Source organism: Rheinheimera soli, assembly GCF_021290985.1.
In the GTDB taxonomy this organism is placed as follows: domain Bacteria; phylum Pseudomonadota; class Gammaproteobacteria; order Enterobacterales; family Alteromonadaceae; genus Pararheinheimera; species Pararheinheimera soli.
The window spans coordinates 1-16,171 of record NZ_JAJOYU010000019.1 but is presented as its reverse complement, the minus strand read 5'-3'; the positions used below and the strand labels follow the sequence as shown (position 1 = coordinate 16,171).

The window sequence follows — 16,171 nt, the reverse complement described above, 5'->3', positions numbered from 1 at the left end:
TTACTCCGTTTTGGGTTTTGTCTCTTGTTGTTTGGCCCATAACTGTGCATAGAGCCCTTGCTGAGCCAACAATTGCTGGTGTGTGCCGGCTTCGGCCACTTCGCCTTGTTGCAGTACCAAAATGTTGTCTGCATCAGTCACAGTAGATAAACGATGAGCTATGACTACAGAGGTATGGTGTTTTGCCAGTTCACGTAAAGCTTTTAAGATGGCTGCTTCTGAATGAGAATCCAGCGCTGAAGTGGCTTCATCAAATATCAGAATAGACGAACCTTTTAGCAGCACCCGGGCTATGGCAATACGTTGTTTTTCACCGCCTGATACTTTTAAACCACGCTCACCCACTAAGGTTTGATCGCCTTGAGGCAAACTTTGAATAAAGCTGTCCAGATGAGCCAGCTTAATCACTTGATCCACTTCAGCTTCGCTGGCATCAGGTTTACCGTAGCGAATGTTTTCTCTGATGCTGGTATTAAACAGCACAGTATCCTGCGGCACTATGGCAATGCTTTGGCGTAACGAGCTTTGAGTGACATCACGAATATCCTGACCATCAATACAAATGCTGCCATTTTGAATATCGTAAAAGCGGTATAAAAGCCGGGCTATGGTACTTTTTCCTGCGCCAGAAGCCCCTACTATAGCCAGTTTCTGGCCGGGTTCGACCACAAAACTTAAGCCGTTCAGAATAGAGCGGCCAGCCTGATAACTAAACTGGACCTGATTAAATTCAATACGGCCTTGCTGTAACTGAAGCTCTGGTGCATCGGCTTTATCTTTAATTTGCGCTTCTTTTTTCAGCAGCCCGAGCATATTTTCCAGATCCGTTAAAGAGCGGCGGATTTCACGATAAACAAAACCTAAAAAATTCAAAGGAATGAATAGCTGCAGCATATAGGCATTCACCATCGCCAAATCGCCCAGCGTCAGCTCTTTATCCAGCACACCTTGTGCTGCCATCCACATCATCAGCGTAATAGCGACGGCAATAATCAACGCCTGACCTGAGTTTAACGCTAACAGCGACATACGGTTTTTTAGTTTGGCCTGTTCCCAGTTGGCTAAAAACTGATCGTAGGTGCGCTCTTCATAAGCTTCGTTATTAAAGTATTTGACGGTTTCATAGTTCAGCAGGCTGTCGACTGCTCTGCTATTGGTGGCAGAGTCTGCCTGATTGGCTTCGCGGATGTATTTGTTACGCCACTCGGTAACATAAAAAGTGAAAGCCACATACAAAGCGACAGCAACAAAAGTTAAAACGGCGTACCAGTACGAAAACAGCAGCGCAAAAATCACGGCGACCAGCAGTATTTCCAACAGGGTAGGCACAATATTAAACATTAAAAACCGCATCAGAAAACTGATGCCGTTGGTGCCTCTTTCTATATCGCGGCTGATACCACCGGTTTGGCGGTCTAAATGAAAACTCAGTTCCAACTGGTGCAAATGGTTAAATACTCTAAGCCCCACTTTACGCATCGCATGTTCAGTGACTCGACTGAATAAGGCATCCCGCACTTCACCAAAAAAAACTGCGCCAAACCTTAAGAAACCGTAAAAGAAAAGAAACGCCAGCGGCAAAGTTAATACCGAGTTTAAGCTGGGATCTAAGTCGTCTATGATGAGTTTTAAGGCATAAGGCAGATACAAAGTGGCAGCTTTAGCGGCCAACAGCGCGGCCACAGCCAATAACACCCGGCTTTTAAAGGCCCAGATATAGGGCCACATATACTGTACTGTTTGCTTTAGATTAAGAGCTTCAGTTTGTTTAGGCGCATCTGCTCTTTTAGCTGCTGTTCCCATACCACGCATAAATCAGTTTTCCCTGAAAAGGCGTGTCGGATACACACCTTATTGATAAGTGCAGAGATAGGCAGTGTCGGTTTCGACTTTGAGTTGAAACTTCGCCTGGGCAGGCACTTCAAACACAGCTCCGCTCTTGAAGCTTTGCCACTCTGTCTGGCCCGGCAATAATACGGTTAAAGCGCCACTAATCACAGTTAAAACTTCATGCTGACTGGTACCAAATTCGTACTCACCTGGTGCCATTACCCCTACAGTGGCTGGTAATGCTTCACCCTGAAAAGCGATGGATGTCACCTTGCCGTCAAAATAACTATTTACTTTAAACATCTGATTTGTGCTCCTGAAAGATTTCAGAACCAGTTAACCCGATTTTAGCTGCGAAATAAAGAGATTTCTGGGTGTTTAGATGTCTATGTCTAAAAGGGGGAAGTTGCATAGGCTACGGGCTTTTTTTGAAACTCTTGCTATACCTTAAAAGCTAGAACAATGAATTTAATCTAAGTGATTGAATTTAATTCTTAATCAGCATTGGAGTTCTTATGCGGTTCTCAAAAAAATTCGGTGTTCCCGCTCTGCTTATGCTGGCGCTTAGCCCGGCAGCTCTAGCGAACTTAAGCTCTACAGTGACTCTTACTTCCAACTATTTATTTAACGGTATTACTTTAACCGAAGATGATCCGGCCTTGCAGCCAAGTCTGGACTGGGTATCTGATTCTGGTTGGTATGTCGGAACCTGGGGCTCGAACGTCAGCTTTGTCGAAAACACGGATTTTGAAGTGGATTTTTATGCAGGTTATTACACAGATTTAGGTAACAACTGGGCTTTGGATTTTGGTGTGGCGCATTACACTTATTATGGCAGCAGTGAAAGCAGTGCTTTTGATTATCCTGAAGCGTACATCAAAGTGTCTTATGAAAACACCAAACTAAGTTACTGGTATGCCAACGATTATTTTGGTGCTGGTGGTGGGCATTACATCGTTATGCTGACTCAGACGGTTCAACTGACTGACCATCTGACGCTGCTCCTGTCTGGCGATCGATCCACCTCGACAGACACAGACAAATTTTTGCGCGACACAGACGGCACTTATCATCACTGGCGTGTGGCTCTGGTCAGTGAATGGTTAGGCGCAAAATGGACAGCTGCTTTTGATGACACCGATCTGGCGCTGGATGATTTAGGCGAACCCACTTTTTCGCTGTCTGTAGCAAAAACCTTTAATTGGCTTTAGGTGAATATTATGCAGTTGAATTCATTACGTTTTAAACTCACTTTTGGTGTTGCTGTTTTGCTGTCGATCAGTATTGGCAGCATGGCCTTTATTGGCTGGTATTCCATGACCAGCAGCAATGAGTCTGCAGTAAATCGTTTAACTCAGTCGGTACGGACTTTAGCTGAACAAATTCTGACCGAAGCTGCTCAGCGCACCGCATTGGAAACCAGCGCAGTGCTGGACCGTAATTTTGATACCGCCAAAAATTTTGCGGCAGTGTTATCCGGCTCAGCTTTGGGCAGTGGTCAAACGCCTTACAGCCGTGATCAGGTGAAAGTGATGGCTGGCCATATTCTGGGTAGCAACCCTGGTATTTCGTCTTTATTTGGTCAGTTTGAACCCAATGGTTACGATGGTGCTGACAGTCAGTATTCAATCGCTAATGATCACAGCTCTAAAACCGGTTCTATGGAAATTTATTGGATCCGTGAGCAAGGCCAGCTCAAATTTGTACAAACTCCCGATCCGGCCGTGAAATACAAAGATGCAAAAAATGAATACGGTGTGCGTGAAGCTGAGTGGTATTTGTGCAGCCGTGACAGCAAAAAAGCCTGCCTGATGGAACCTTATTTATGGGAAATCACGCCGGGCAATCAGGTGCTTTTAACCTCGCTGGTTTATCCGGTGGTGACTCAGGATCAGTTCAGAGGGGTGTCAGGGGTTGATTTAAACCTGCCTGTGTTACAAACCTTATTACAGGCCCAGGCTGATTTACTCTATGGTGGCAAAGCTGAACTTTATTTGATTAGCAAATATGGCCTGGTGGTAGCCAGTAACAAATATCCTGATCAACTGGGCCAGTCGATTAAAGCGCTTGATGCAGATTTAGCGGCGCATTTGCAGCAGCAACAGGCGGGCGTCAGCTTATACAAAGATTCCATGCTGGTGACACAACCGATAAAACTCGACAGTACAGAGTCGCTCTGGAAAGTTGTGGTGGCAGTGCCTGAAGCGACAGCCCTGGCGATGGCGATTCAACTGGCTGATCAACTGAATGCAGACTCAGCCCAAACCACTCAAAGCATGATTGGTTTAGGTCTGGTGCTACTACTCGCTTTTGTGGTGTTAATGGCCTTGGGTTTAAAAAGTGCCACAGCCCCTATTTTGCATATGAGTGTGTTGATGAAAGAACTGGCAGGCTCTGAAGGCGATCTGACCCGGCAATTAAAACAAAGTCAGCATCAGGAATTAAATGATATGGCGGATGGTTTTAACCTGTTCACTGCCAAATTAAAGTCGATGATCAATAACTTAAAAGAATCCTCTAAGCTGATGCAATACCAGTCAGAACAAATGGTAAAAACCACAGATCAAACCAATAGCTCTGTCAGTATTCAGGCCAGTGAAATTCAAAACGTGGCTTCTGCTATGCATCAAATGTCAGCCACTGCACATGAAGTGGCTAATCTGGCGGGCAGCACTGCGCAAGGTGCTCAGGAATCACTTGCTGCCTTAACGGACGCCAATCATTTGTTTCAGAATACGGTTGAGGCGTTTAAAACTGTGTCTGTAGAATTTAGCCACACCAGTCAGGGCGTGAATGAAGTGGCGCAAAGCAGCCAGAAAATTAATGGCATTATTGATGTGATCCAGGCCATAGCCGAACAAACCAACTTATTGGCGCTGAACGCTGCCATTGAAGCGGCGCGGGCCGGTGAACAGGGCCGTGGTTTTGCTGTGGTGGCCGATGAAGTGCGGTCATTAGCAGCCCGTACTCACAGCTCAACAGATGAAATTAAAAATCTGATCCATGCGTTGCAACAACAGGTTGCAGCGGCGGTACAACAAATTCATACCAATACCGACAAAGTCACCAGTACTTTACAGGAAGCTGAAAGCTCCTATGAAAAACTCTCTTTGGCCACAGCTGGTATTTCCAGCATAGCGGATAATGCTTTTCAGGTGGCTTCAGCTGCGGAGGAACAAAATCAGGTCAGTGAAGAAATTAACCGCAATATTACAGCCATAGATGATGCCACTAAGGCACTGCATCAACTGGCTAAACAAAACCTGTTAATCAGCAAGGAAATAGACACTATTACCGGAGCCATGGACGCTCAGTTGGCGCAGTTGCGCTGCTGAGGAACAATAGTGAAGAACTACCTTGGCTGGTTATGCCTGTGGCCTCTGTTCGTTCAGGCTGAGCAAGCTGTCAGGTTGGCCAGTTTAGACTGGCCGCCTTACACTGGGCATCAACTTGAGCAGCAGGGGGAAACCACTGTGCTGCTCAGGCAAGTATTCGCCTCTATGCAACTGGAGTTGCAGACAGAGTTTTTACCCTGGTCCAGAGCTATAAGAGCCAGTGAAAAAGCCGGTGGGTTGTACTCAGGTTATTTTCCTGAGTATCAAACTTACAACCCTAAGTTTATTCTGTCGGATAGCCTTGGTGTCAGTGAACTGGGTTTTGTTGAAGCCACAGCAAAGCCACTGGGCCAGCTGAATGTTGCTTTGTTAGCGCAGTTTCAACTGGGAGTGGTGCAGGATTATGTCAATTTGACACTCGTTGATCAGATGATTAACAGAGGGCAACTGAAACCACAGCTGGCGTTATCTGATCGGCAAAATGTTCTGAAAGTGGCGTTGGGCCGTTTGGATTTGGCGGTGATAGACCGCAGAGTTTTACTCTATTTGCTGGAGCACGATACGGAAGTAAAGCGGCTGGCGACAGATAAAGTGCAGTTCAATAGCAGCTTCACTGAATTGAAAACTTTACATCTGGCTTTGCGACGTGAACCAGCGCATCAGCAACTGATAGAAAAATTTAATCAACATTTACAAAAAGTTAAATCTGGATCTGCTGCAATTCTTCAGGTTTCCGATTAAGTTTTGTTAATTTGTTACAAAGGTTAGTCTGCTCTTGCGCTAATGTAAACAACTTCTAAACTTGTGCCAACTATGGAATTTTTCTTGCGGCTCGCCCGGAGTCACCTGAGCCATAGGGTCATCTTTCGCCTGAACGGAATCGGAGTCTGTTATGAACACAAAATTTGGTTTAGCCGCTCGTCTGTCATTCTTTTTTGCTATCCCTTTAGTCCTGATGTTGTTGTTAGCCGCCACAGGCTTATTTGCAATGAATAGCATGAATCAGGGCTTAAAAACTGTTTATCTGGACAGAGTGGTGCCACTCAAAGGCTTAAAAAATATTGCGGATTTATATGCGGTTTCGGTGATTGATGCGGTGAACAAAGCTCAGTCAGGCTTATTAACCTCAGAGCAGGCGCTGGATCAAGTACAAAAAGCCCAGCAACAAATTGCTGTCGAGTGGGCTAATTATATGGCCACCACGCTGACGACACAGGAGCAACAGCTTGCTACCCAAGCTGCAGTCTTGTTTAAAAATGCCGATGCTGATATCAAGCAGCTGGTGCTGTTTTTGCAGCAACAAAGTGGTGATATCAGTGGCACTTTGCAGGACTTTAATGGCCCTTTGTACCACAGCATCGACCCTATCAGCGAAAAAATCACTGAACTGGTGAACTTGCAATTGCAGGTGGCAGAAACCGAGTTTATTGCCTCTGAACAGTTGTATAACAAGGAAGTCTGGCTGATCAGTATTTTGACTTTAGTGGCTGTGTTAGCTGCAATCACTGCCGCCAGTTGGATAGTGCGCCACACTCTTGGGCATTTAGGTGGAGAGCCTGAATATGCCGCCATGATAGTGCGTAAAGTGGCGGCCGGAGAGCTGGATATTCAAATTGAATTAAAGCAGCAGGATAACTCCAGTTTGTTGCATCATTTGCGCGCTATGGTAGCGCAGTTATCCGGCATAGTGGTGGAGTTAAAACTGGCGTCAGGTGCTTTGGATAAAGCTGCTGACGAGTTGGCTGTTAGCAGTGAAAAAACCACGGATCAGTTGATTTTGCAGCACCAGGAAATAGAAATGGTGTCTACCGCTATGAATGAAATGAGCACTTCAGTGGCTGATGTAGCGCAAAATGCAGTGAGCGCAGCACAAAAAACCAATGAAACTGAAACCAATCTGAAATTAAGTGATGAAGTGATGGCAAAAACTATCGCCTCTATCGAAGCTTTATCCAAAGACGTCAGCCAGACCACCAGCGTGATAGAGCAGTTATCAGCCCAAAGTGCTGAAATAGGCCAGGTGGTGGAGGTGATACGAGGTGTGGCAGAGCAAACCAATTTATTGGCACTGAATGCTGCCATAGAAGCGGCTCGGGCTGGTGAGCAAGGTCGGGGTTTTGCTGTTGTGGCGGATGAAGTTCGTACTTTAGCCAGCCGTACTCAGGATTCTACCCAAATGATCCAGGCCATGATTAGTCGCCTACACGACGGTGTGCAAGCCACAGTCAGTGCTATGGCTGGCAGCCAGAAACAAGCAAGTCATACTGTGGACTTTGCGGCTGGCGCTCTAGAATCCTTCAGTAAAATCAAAGGTTTTGTGAATCTTTTAAATCAAATGAACGAACAAATTGCCAGTGCGGCCGAGCAACAAAGCATAGTGGCCGAAGACATCAACCGTAATGTGATGCAAATTAAAGGCGCAACCGAACTCACCGCCAGCGCCGCCGATCAGGTCGCCCGATCCAGCTTGGAGTTAAAACAAATCGCTAGCCGTTTATCAGGCCATGTGAATTACTTTCGTTTAGCTTAACCTGCCAGCACATAGACCTAAGCTGTGATTGAGCTATCAATCGTAGCTTTGGTTGTTACCGCCTTAAACTGGCTTTAGTTCTGTGTTGATATCAGAACAATCAGCCTGCAAGCGGTTGAACTTCCGGGTAAATGCAGCTAGCTTGGATGCTAAACAGGCCTGAAAAAGCTATGTCTTATCTGTTGGATATATGCCGATATTGTATGAAAAACAGAAGTATTTAGGGGCCGGAAAAACGTGCTAACAAAGGAAGGGAAATCAACAATGAGTAAAACATCGGGCTGGTTAGGGCTGGAAGATCAAGGTCGTGATTTTCCGTTTTATAACGCTATTCCTACGGGTTTAACCCCAATGCAGTGGGGGCTGCTGATGCTTGCCGTGGCGGCAGGTTTAGCAGCACTTAGCGGCGTAGCTCTTCTATTTCGGGGGGACTTGACCGCTTTTATTCCGGCTGCACTTTTTGTGTTAATTCCGTTAGGCGCTTTGTATCTGCTTAGCGGCCACCAACTTCAAGCCTTGTTTTATAAGGTTGGATGGCGGGAACTGCGGCTGATGCTGGGTTTCGCTTTACTAAATTTACTGGTCACTTTTTCTGTCGCTTTGCTGGTCGAAAATTTCTGGACTACAGAATCCAACCCAGCCTTTGCAGAGCTTAAAGAGGCCTCGAATTATCAACTGGTATTGTTTTATCTGCGCACTTTTATCCAGCTGATTGGTGAAGAGCTGTTTACCATTTTGCCTTTTCTGGCGTTGCTTTGGTTATTGACCAGCTGTTTTCACTGGCCCAGAGGCCGCGCTATCTGGGCGGCCTGGATACTGACGGCGATTTTATTTGCCCTGATCCATCTGCCTACTTATCACTGGAATGTGTTGCAGTGTTTAGTCATTATTGGCTCAGCCCGCCTGGTGCTGACTCTGGCTTATATCAAAACCAAAAACCTTTGGGTGTGTTCTGGAGCTCATATCATTAACGACTGGACGCTATTTACTTTGGCTATACTGGGGCAGAAGGCGGTTGTTTCCTGACTTGATGGGATCTAACAAACAGGCTTTATGAAAAAGGTTGTATTCTCGACCCAGTCGGTAAAGCAAAAACCGTGCTGCTTACGGATGAAGGGCTGCAGAAGTCTAAAGCATTGTTTAAAAAGCTGTTTTGTAAGTAGTGTGACATTAGCATTGGTAAAGGCTTTTGACGTCTAGGTGATTGTAAAACCTCTTTTGAGTCAAGGAGCAAGGCTTGATTTTTAAATTGGTCATTGACCCAGAGGTTGCTCAGGCTTTTAGTTCGAGGTGGTGTTCCTATGGGGCTGTTGCATGCTAATGTAAATAAATTTATATATTTCATTATGTTATTGCTGTTTGTGGCTCAACCTGTTTCTGCAGGTGAGGATAAATGTTCTAAACATAAACTCCATGCAGGGTTAATGTTTGAACTAAGCATTAATAATTCTTTGCGAGATGATCTGCTGTTTAGATTTTGCATCGAGGAAGATGCAGGTTATCTGTTCGCTGAATTACAGCAGCATGGATTTATCTGGCGTGAGCAGATCCGGCCAGACTACGTTTTTAAGTCAGAGGTAAAATTGAGCCCAAAAAAAACTGAGAAACTCAAAGACATGTATCTTGCTGCGATGATTCATTCTAAATCTGATCAGGTAAGGGGGTTAGATGGATCGACCTGGTGTTTCAGACCTAAATCAGGGATGTCATATACAGAGTTTTGTTATTGGTCACCTACACTCGATGATTCAGAGAGGGAGGTCAAGCATATAAATGACCTGGGTATTTATTTGCTGATACTTTCAGGTTTGGAAAAAGAGGGAGCTTCAATTCAGTAATATTTTTTTTAGAAAGTCTGAAACACTAAAAGGCGCCGCAGGCGCCTTTTAGATTAAAAGCCAATTTAACCATCAAAACTTCAGCACCACAGACTCCAGCGGCGCTAAGTCGATTTGCAGCGAAGCTTGATCACCTGTCACTTTTAACGAAGCTTTGCGCTCAGATAACAGATCTTTTAGTTCATAGCCGCTACCGCTTAATTTCCATTGTTGCACTAAATCTGCAGGCAGTTTTAATACAAAGCTGGTGGCTGTGGTGGCGAAGTTGCTTGCCACTATCACTTTGGTTTTATCGTTAAAACGGGCGAAAGCGTAGGTTTTATCGGTATAACCTTCAGTTCCTTTGTTTACTGTATGCAGCTCTTGGTAAGCACCGTTAAAGACTGCTTCTGTCGCTGATAAGGTCATTAACTTTTTATAAAACTCACGCAGTTGTTTTTGTTCTGGCGTTAATTTTCCGCCATCGTATTTACCGTCGTTTAACCAGTTTTGGTGAGCGGGCACACCAGCGTAATCAAAAATAGTAGTGCGGCTTGGGTCGCCAAAACCTGAATCTAAAGCGCCTGCTTCACCTACGTCCTGACCAAAATACAACATAGTTGGAGAACTGCTGATTAAGGCCGAAACCACCATAGCGGGTTTGGCTTTATTGGCATCACCGGCAAATTCAGGGGCGGCAATACGCTGCTCGTCGTGGTTTTCTAAAAAGTGCAGCATATGGTGTTCAATATCAGCCATACCTTGTTGTACGCTGGCGATGGCATCAGTGCTGCCTGTGCCTTGCATTACTAATTTCAGGCTGTCGTACATTTCTACTTTGTCGTACAGATAATCCATTTTGCCTAAACGAATGTAGTCACGGTACAAGGCCGGGTTATAGACTTCAGCCAATAAAAAGGCATTTGGGTTTTTGCTTTTAATGCTGGAGTTTAAAAAGCTCCAGAATTCTACCGGCACCATTTCGGCCATATCAAAACGGAAACCGTCTACGCCTTTATCCAGCCAGTAGAAGGTGATATCACGGAATTTCAGCCAGGAGTTTGGTACGTCTTTGCCCTGCCAGAAGGCGGCATGTTCTTGTACTGATTTAGTGGCGTAGTCGGCAGGCAGGCTGTCAAAGTCGTAACTGCCGTCTGGTTTGACACCGTAGTTTACTTTCACGGTTTCATACCAATCGTTAAAGTCCGGCTGAGCTAAACGAGAGCCATTGCCTGTCCATTTCGCCGGGTTTTCTTCAAATTTACCGTCAGACAGTGGATGCGCTTCGCCGCCTAAAGGCTGGTAACCGTTTTGTGGTGTTGGCACCTGAAAAGGCTGGCCCACCACGTAATAGAAGTTGTTATCGCGTTTGTATTCCACACTAGTGTCGTCATTGGCACCAAAATCCTCGATACCTTCGGGTTTATGCAGTGATTGATAATGACGTGCCACATGGTTTGGCACTATATCAATAATGACTTTTAAGCCTTGTGCATGAGTGCGGTTGATCAGCGCCTGAAATTCTTCCAGTCGTTTGGCCGGATCCACAGCTAAATCCGGGTTGACGCTGTAATAATCTTTTACCGCATAAGGAGAACCGGCGCGGCCTTTCACCACATCAGGGTCGTCATGGCTGATACCATAAGCGCTGTAATCGCGGATCACCGCATGGTGCAAAATACCTGTGTACCAGACATAGCTTGCGCCCAGCTCTTTAATGCCTTTCAGCGCAGCTTCATTGATATCGTTAAATTTACCCACACCGTTTTGTTCAATAGTGCCCCAGGGCTGATTGGTGCTATTGGTATTGCCAAATAAGCGGGTGAACATCTGATACACCACAACCTTACCTGTTTGAGCTTCGGCTTGTGCTGCAACTGGCGCAGGCTTTTCTGCCGCTTTTTTGACTTCTGTGGCTGGCGTTTGGTTTTGCACTGGAGCCTTACCGCAGGACGCTACTAAAGCCAAAGCAAAGGCGCTGAGCAGCCAGGCTTTTTTGCGGCTGCATTTGGAATAAATAGAAAGATGCATTTTCGTCTGTATCCATATCGTTTTTCCTTATGCTAACACAGCCGGTCTGTCAGACCTTTTTCCTGCATACGTTTTCATTAGGCAGCTATTCGCTTTGAGCTGGCTACTTTGCATCTATACGTTTTAAACGCTGGATAAACTGCTCTATATGCTCTTCATCTTTTGCATCTATATGATACTTCTGATGAAAACCTAAAGTGACAGTCACCTGATCAGCCACAAAATATAAATCGTAGCCATCAAAGCCGCTGGCAATAGTCATACCGTCCAGCTCAAACCCTTTGCCAAAAGGCGTGTCCACGGGCTTGCCCTGTTGTTCCACTTTGCTGAATACTTTCATCAGCAATTTTGCATCTATTAAGTTTTGCATCAGATTTTCCTGTTGTTGTGGTGCTTTGCGTTTTTGCCGTTATTAAAGGTATAGTGCGGTGACTAAAAAAGGAGTCCACTGATGCAAATAACTAAAAAAACATTACTTATCAACACCTTTACCTTAGCTGCCACTTTTATGTCTTTGTCTGCTGCTGCGGCACCAAGCCCGGCACAGCTGCAGTTTTTTGATCAATTAAAATCGCTTTGTGGTAAAGCTTTTGCCGGTAAAACCACGCTGGATAATCAGCCAAGTGCGGCTTTTAGCGGCGATATGGTGATGCATGTGCGCGACTGCAGCGACACACAAATTCAGGTGCCTTTTGTGGTGGGTGAAAACCGTTCACGCACCTGGATTATTACTAAAACAGCTGATGGCCTGCAATTACAGCATCAGCATAAACATGAAGATGGCAGCGATGACATCTCCACTATGTACGGTGGCCATACAGCAACTCCGGGCTGGACTGAAGCTCAGAGTTTCCCTGCTGACGATTATTCTAAAAACCTGTTTATTAAAACTAAAATGCCACAGTCTATCGGCAACACCTGGCATATGTATTTATACCCAAATGAAAGTTTTAGCTATAGATTAACCCGCGAAGGCCGTGAATTTCGAGTCGACTTTGATTTAACTAAAGCAGTCGCCTTACCAAAAGCGAACTGGGGTGCGGCTAAATAAGCTGTTTTAACGCCATTCTCCTTTAACGGGGCAAAAGCTGCGACCACTGATCTGGTGCGTCGCAGTTGTCTTGGTTAGTATCGAAGAGTTCGTTTATATAGATAAACAAAACAATAATAATCCGGGAGTGTTATGAAACCACAATTTTGGTTTTCAGCCACAACGCTGACCATGATGGCCGCTTTAACCCTAACAGCTTGTTCTAAACCAGCTGAACCAGAGCAAAGCGCGACCACTGCAGCAGTTGAACCAGCCAAAGCCGCCAGTGCTTTGATGGGGACTGAGTTTAACTCAGCGTACAAAGACTACTTAAAAACTCTGGCTTCTGATGAATTTCAGGGCCGCATGCCTGCCACGCCGGGCGAAGAAAAAACCATTAACTATATCTCAGAGCATTTTAAGCGCATTGGCTTAAAAGGCATTAATGGCGATAGCTACCTGCAGCCTGTGTCTTTAGTGCGTATTGACCCTAAAGAAGTGTCTGGCATGCAACTGTCGGGCGACAAGCTGACCACAGAGCTGAAATACAAAGAACAAATGATGGCCTGGACCACGCAAGTGACTGAGCAGGTTGAAGTAAAAGACAGTGAACTGGTGTTTGTCGGTTACGGCATAGTGGCACCGGAATACAACTGGAACGACTACGAAGGCCTGGATGTAAAAGGCAAAACCGTGGTGATGTTTGTCAACGATCCGGGCTTTGCTACTAAAGATCCAAACCTGTTCACTGGCAATGCCATGACGTATTACGGTCGCTGGACTTACAAGTTTGAAGAAGCGGCCCGTCAGGGTGCAGCTATGGCGCTGATTATCCATGAGACAGAACCTGCCTCTTATGGCTGGCAGGTCATAGCAGGCGGATCGCCTACTAAGTTTGACCTGATCAATGCCAATAAAAACATGGACAGATCCAAAGTGGAAGGCTGGCTGACCACTGAATCGGCTCAGCAACTCTTTGCTGCTATGGGCACGGACATTGACACTATGCGTCAAAAAGCACTGAGCAAAGACTTTGCACCTGTAGCAATGGGCGTGAAAGCTTCGGTTTCAGTGAAAAACAATATCAGTGAGCTGACCTCCAATAACGTGATGGGCTATATCGAAGGCTCAGAAAAACCGGACGAAGTGGTGCTGTATATGGCGCACTGGGATCACTTAGGGGTGGATTTCTCCAATCCAAAAGACAAAGTCTTTAATGGTGCACAGGATAACGCCAGCGGTACAGCTGCCATCATGGCCTTAGCTGAACATTTTGTGAAGCAGCCACAACCCAAACGTTCAGTAGCTTTCCTTGCGGTAACAGCTGAAGAACGTGGTTTATTAGGCTCAGCCTGGTATGCACAAAATCCGGTGTTCCCGCTGAATAAAACTATAGCTGGCATCAATATGGACGTGATGAACGTCTATGGTCCGATGAAAGATATGGTGGTGGTTGGACATAACAACTCAGAGCTGGAAAGCATTCTGACCAAATACACTGAACAGCAAGGCCGTTATGTAGCGCCTGAGCCAAGTCCTGAGCATGGTTCTTTCTACCGCTCCGACCACTTCAATCTGGCCAAAGTAGGGGTGCCAATGCTGTACGCTAAAGGCGGCATCGACAGCTTTGAACATGGTAAAGAGTGGGGCGCTGCTCAGAAGAAAGAATACAACGTCTGTTGTTATCACAAAGCCGCTGACGAATTTAATGACAGCTGGGATTTGCGTGGTGTGCAGCAGGATATGAATGTGTTTTATCAGGTAGGTGCTGATCTGGCGAACTCAGAACAGTGGCCAAACTGGTTTGAAGGCCGTGAGTTCCGTGCGATACGCGACGCGTCTCTGGCAGCGAAATAAGGTTAGTAAAAGACCATAAGGCAGAGCATTGACTCTGCCTTATTTTTTTAAAAGGAAATCTATGAAAAAGTTAATAAGTACCCTGGCTTTAGGTCTGGTTTTTACCGCCAGTGCCGCAGAGCCGGCATTAGTACAAACCGACTTTAACCCTAACTTCTCCCGCTATTTTGAGAAATTAGCGTCAGATGAAATGCAAGGCCGGGCTCCTGCCACTGAAGGTGAAAAGCGCACTGTGGCTTACCTTGAAACTGAATTTAAGCGTTTAGGTTTAACTCCCTATAAAAACGGCAGTTATCGCCAGGCTGTGCCTGTGGTGCAAATTGACCCTGTGGCTGTATCTGGCATGACTTTAACAGGGGATAAAACCGCAGCTACCCTGGGTTACAAAACCGATATGATGGCCTGGTCGACCCGAATGCTGCCGGAGATTAAACTCGAGAACAGCGAAATGGTATTTGCCGGTTACGGCATAGTGGCACCTGAATACAACTGGAACGATTACAAAGATTTAGATGTAAAAGGCAAAACAGTGGTCGTGCTGGTGAATGACCCTGGCTTTGCCACTCAGGATGCCAAGCTCTTTACCGGCAACGCCATGACCTATTATGGCCGCTGGACTTACAAATACGAAGAAGCGGCCCGTCAGGGGGCAGCTATGGTATTGATAGTGCACGAAACTGAAGCCGCCAGCTACGGCTGGAACGTTGTTGCAGGCACCAGTCCTATCCGTTTTGAACTGGCCAATGCCAACAAAAACATGCACAAAGCCGAAGTGGAGGGCTGGTTATCGCTGGACGCCGCCGAACGCTTATTTGCCGCCAATGGCAGCAGCTTAAAACAGATGAAAGAGCGTGCTTTAAAGCCTGATTTTAAAGCTATACCCCTGAATGCCAAAGCCAGCATCAGCATCAAAAACAACCTGCGCGAAATTGATTCCAATAACGTGATAGGTTTTATTCCGGGTAGTAAAAAGCCGGATGAAGCTGTCATTTATATGGCGCACTGGGACCATTTTGGTCTGGATTTCAGCCGCAGCGACGACAAGATTTTTAACGGCGCACAAGACAATGCAGGCGGTGTGGCGGCTTTATTAGCGCTGGCTGAAAAGTTTAAGCAAGGCCCGGCACCAGAACGTTCTATCGCCTTTCTTGCAGTCACAGTGGAAGAGCGGGGCTTACTGGGCTCTGCCTGGTATGCAGAAAACCCGTTGTTTCCAGTGAGTAAAACTGTGGCCGGTATCAATATGGACATTATGAATGTCTATGGCCCTATGCGTGACGTGATGGTGTTTGGTTACGGCAGCTCAGAGCTTGAGCCTATACTGGATAAATACGCCAAAGCGCAAAACCGCTATATAGCGCCTGAACCTACACCGCAGGATGGTTTTTATTACCGCTCAGACCACTTTAATCTGGCGAAAAAAGGTGTGCCTATGCTGTACGCCCGTGGTGGCATCGACAGCGTAGCCCATGGTAAAGATTGGGGCTTACAGCAACGTAAAAACTACGTCACAGATTACTACCATAAGGTCAATGACGAGTTCGACCCCAAATGGGATTTACGCGGTTCGCAGCAGGATTTATTTCTGTTTTATCAGGTTGGCTTAGAAGTGGCGAACAGCCAAAGCTGGCCCAACTGGTTGCCTGGTAAAGAATTTAAAGCGATACGGGACCAGTCATTACAAAAGTGATCTGTTCTTAGTTCGTATTAAAACCGGCCTTAGTGCCGGTTTTTTCATTTT

13 protein-coding genes and 1 pseudogene are annotated in these 16,171 nt (G+C 46.0%); 10 read left to right on the top strand and 4 right to left on the bottom strand.

What is annotated here, in order from left to right:
• On the bottom strand, window positions 1-1,812 hold the full coding sequence (locus LSG37_RS13720; RefSeq protein ID WP_233080414.1) for an ABCB family ABC transporter ATP-binding protein/permease: 1,812 nt from the start codon (window positions 1,810-1,812) through the stop codon (window positions 1-3).
• A gap of 39 nt (window positions 1,813-1,851) precedes the next feature.
• A complete protein-coding gene (ppnP, locus tag LSG37_RS13715; protein WP_233080413.1) occupies window positions 1,852-2,133 on the bottom strand; it encodes a pyrimidine/purine nucleoside phosphorylase in 282 nt (93 codons plus the stop codon).
• A gap of 212 nt (window positions 2,134-2,345) precedes the next feature.
• Here ppnP and LSG37_RS13710 point away from each other — a divergent pair, with 212 nt between their 5' ends.
• The 7 genes and pseudogenes from LSG37_RS13710 (at window position 2,346) to LSG37_RS13680 (ending at window position 9,533) form a co-directional block, all read left to right on the top strand.
• Entirely contained in the window at window positions 2,346-3,041 is a 696-nt protein-coding gene (locus LSG37_RS13710) for a TorF family putative porin (RefSeq protein ID WP_233080412.1), read from the top strand.
• Window positions 3,042-3,050: 9 nt separating this feature from the next.
• The gene (locus tag LSG37_RS13705; RefSeq protein ID WP_233080411.1) at window positions 3,051-5,165 is read left to right on the top strand and encodes a methyl-accepting chemotaxis protein; all 2,115 of its coding nucleotides are present in this window, start codon (window positions 3,051-3,053) and stop codon (window positions 5,163-5,165) included.
• 9 nt (window positions 5,166-5,174) lie between these two features.
• Window positions 5,175-5,906 (top strand): substrate-binding periplasmic protein, encoded by a 732-nt coding sequence (locus LSG37_RS13700; RefSeq protein ID WP_233080410.1) that lies wholly within the window; start codon window positions 5,175-5,177, stop codon window positions 5,904-5,906.
• Between the two features lie 151 nt (window positions 5,907-6,057).
• Window positions 6,058-7,695 carry a methyl-accepting chemotaxis protein gene (locus tag LSG37_RS13695; RefSeq protein WP_233080409.1) on the top strand — a complete coding sequence of 546 codons (1,638 nt, stop codon included), beginning with the start codon at window positions 6,058-6,060 and terminating at the stop codon, window positions 7,693-7,695.
• 264 nt (window positions 7,696-7,959) lie between these two features.
• Window positions 7,960-8,721, top strand: coding sequence for a CPBP family intramembrane glutamic endopeptidase (locus LSG37_RS13690; RefSeq protein ID WP_233080408.1), 762 nt, complete (start codon window positions 7,960-7,962; stop codon window positions 8,719-8,721).
• A 17-nt stretch (window positions 8,722-8,738) separates the two neighbouring features.
• Window positions 8,739-8,858 (top strand): annotated as a pseudogene (locus LSG37_RS13685) (DUF6429 family protein); the annotation flags it as partial.
• A gap of 138 nt (window positions 8,859-8,996) precedes the next feature.
• Window positions 8,997-9,533, top strand: a complete 537-nt coding sequence (locus LSG37_RS13680; protein ID WP_233080407.1) for a hypothetical protein — start codon at window positions 8,997-8,999, stop codon at window positions 9,531-9,533.
• A gap of 72 nt (window positions 9,534-9,605) precedes the next feature.
• Here the strand turns inward: LSG37_RS13680 and LSG37_RS13675 are convergent, their stop codons facing one another.
• Both LSG37_RS13675 and LSG37_RS13670 read right to left on the bottom strand, forming a co-directional pair.
• Entirely contained in the window at window positions 9,606-11,543 is a 1,938-nt protein-coding gene (locus LSG37_RS13675; protein ID WP_233080406.1) for an alpha-amylase family glycosyl hydrolase, read from the bottom strand.
• A 103-nt stretch (window positions 11,544-11,646) separates the two neighbouring features.
• Window positions 11,647-11,913 carry a DUF3081 family protein gene (locus LSG37_RS13670; protein WP_233080405.1) on the bottom strand — a complete coding sequence of 89 codons (267 nt, stop codon included), beginning with the start codon at window positions 11,911-11,913 and terminating at the stop codon, window positions 11,647-11,649.
• 81 nt (window positions 11,914-11,994) lie between these two features.
• On the opposite strand from LSG37_RS13670, the gene LSG37_RS13665 reads away from it, so the two are divergent.
• The 3 genes from LSG37_RS13665 (at window position 11,995) to LSG37_RS13655 (ending at window position 16,120) form a co-directional block, all read left to right on the top strand.
• Window positions 11,995-12,594, top strand: a complete 600-nt coding sequence (locus tag LSG37_RS13665) for a hypothetical protein (RefSeq protein WP_233080404.1) — start codon at window positions 11,995-11,997, stop codon at window positions 12,592-12,594.
• Window positions 12,595-12,726: 132 nt separating this feature from the next.
• Complete coding sequence (locus LSG37_RS13660; protein WP_233080403.1) at window positions 12,727-14,430, top strand: M28 family metallopeptidase; 1,704 nt, start codon at window positions 12,727-12,729, stop codon at window positions 14,428-14,430.
• A gap of 61 nt (window positions 14,431-14,491) precedes the next feature.
• A complete protein-coding gene (locus tag LSG37_RS13655) occupies window positions 14,492-16,120 on the top strand; it encodes a M28 family metallopeptidase (protein WP_233080402.1) in 1,629 nt (542 codons plus the stop codon).
• The last annotated feature ends 51 nt before the right edge of the window (window positions 16,121-16,171 follow it).

Coding starts and splice junctions, on each gene's coding strand:
- LSG37_RS13665 (WP_233080404.1), top strand. CDS start 11,995: ATGCAAATAACTAAAAAAACATTACTTATCAACACCTTTACCTTAGCT.
- LSG37_RS13695 (WP_233080409.1), top strand. CDS start 6,058: ATGAACACAAAATTTGGTTTAGCCGCTCGTCTGTCATTCTTTTTTGCT.
- LSG37_RS13655 (WP_233080402.1), top strand. CDS start 14,492: ATGAAAAAGTTAATAAGTACCCTGGCTTTAGGTCTGGTTTTTACCGCC.
- LSG37_RS13720 (WP_233080414.1), bottom strand. CDS start 1,812: ATGCGTGGTATGGGAACAGCAGCTAAAAGAGCAGATGCGCCTAAACAA.
- LSG37_RS13680 (WP_233080407.1), top strand. CDS start 8,997: ATGGGGCTGTTGCATGCTAATGTAAATAAATTTATATATTTCATTATG.
- LSG37_RS13705 (WP_233080411.1), top strand. CDS start 3,051: ATGCAGTTGAATTCATTACGTTTTAAACTCACTTTTGGTGTTGCTGTT.
- LSG37_RS13675 (WP_233080406.1), bottom strand. CDS start 11,543: ATGCATCTTTCTATTTATTCCAAATGCAGCCGCAAAAAAGCCTGGCTG.
- LSG37_RS13660 (WP_233080403.1), top strand. CDS start 12,727: ATGAAACCACAATTTTGGTTTTCAGCCACAACGCTGACCATGATGGCC.
- LSG37_RS13670 (WP_233080405.1), bottom strand. CDS start 11,913: ATGCAAAACTTAATAGATGCAAAATTGCTGATGAAAGTATTCAGCAAA.
- ppnP (WP_233080413.1), bottom strand. CDS start 2,133: ATGTTTAAAGTAAATAGTTATTTTGACGGCAAGGTGACATCCATCGCT.
- LSG37_RS13690 (WP_233080408.1), top strand. CDS start 7,960: ATGAGTAAAACATCGGGCTGGTTAGGGCTGGAAGATCAAGGTCGTGAT.
- LSG37_RS13710 (WP_233080412.1), top strand. CDS start 2,346: ATGCGGTTCTCAAAAAAATTCGGTGTTCCCGCTCTGCTTATGCTGGCG.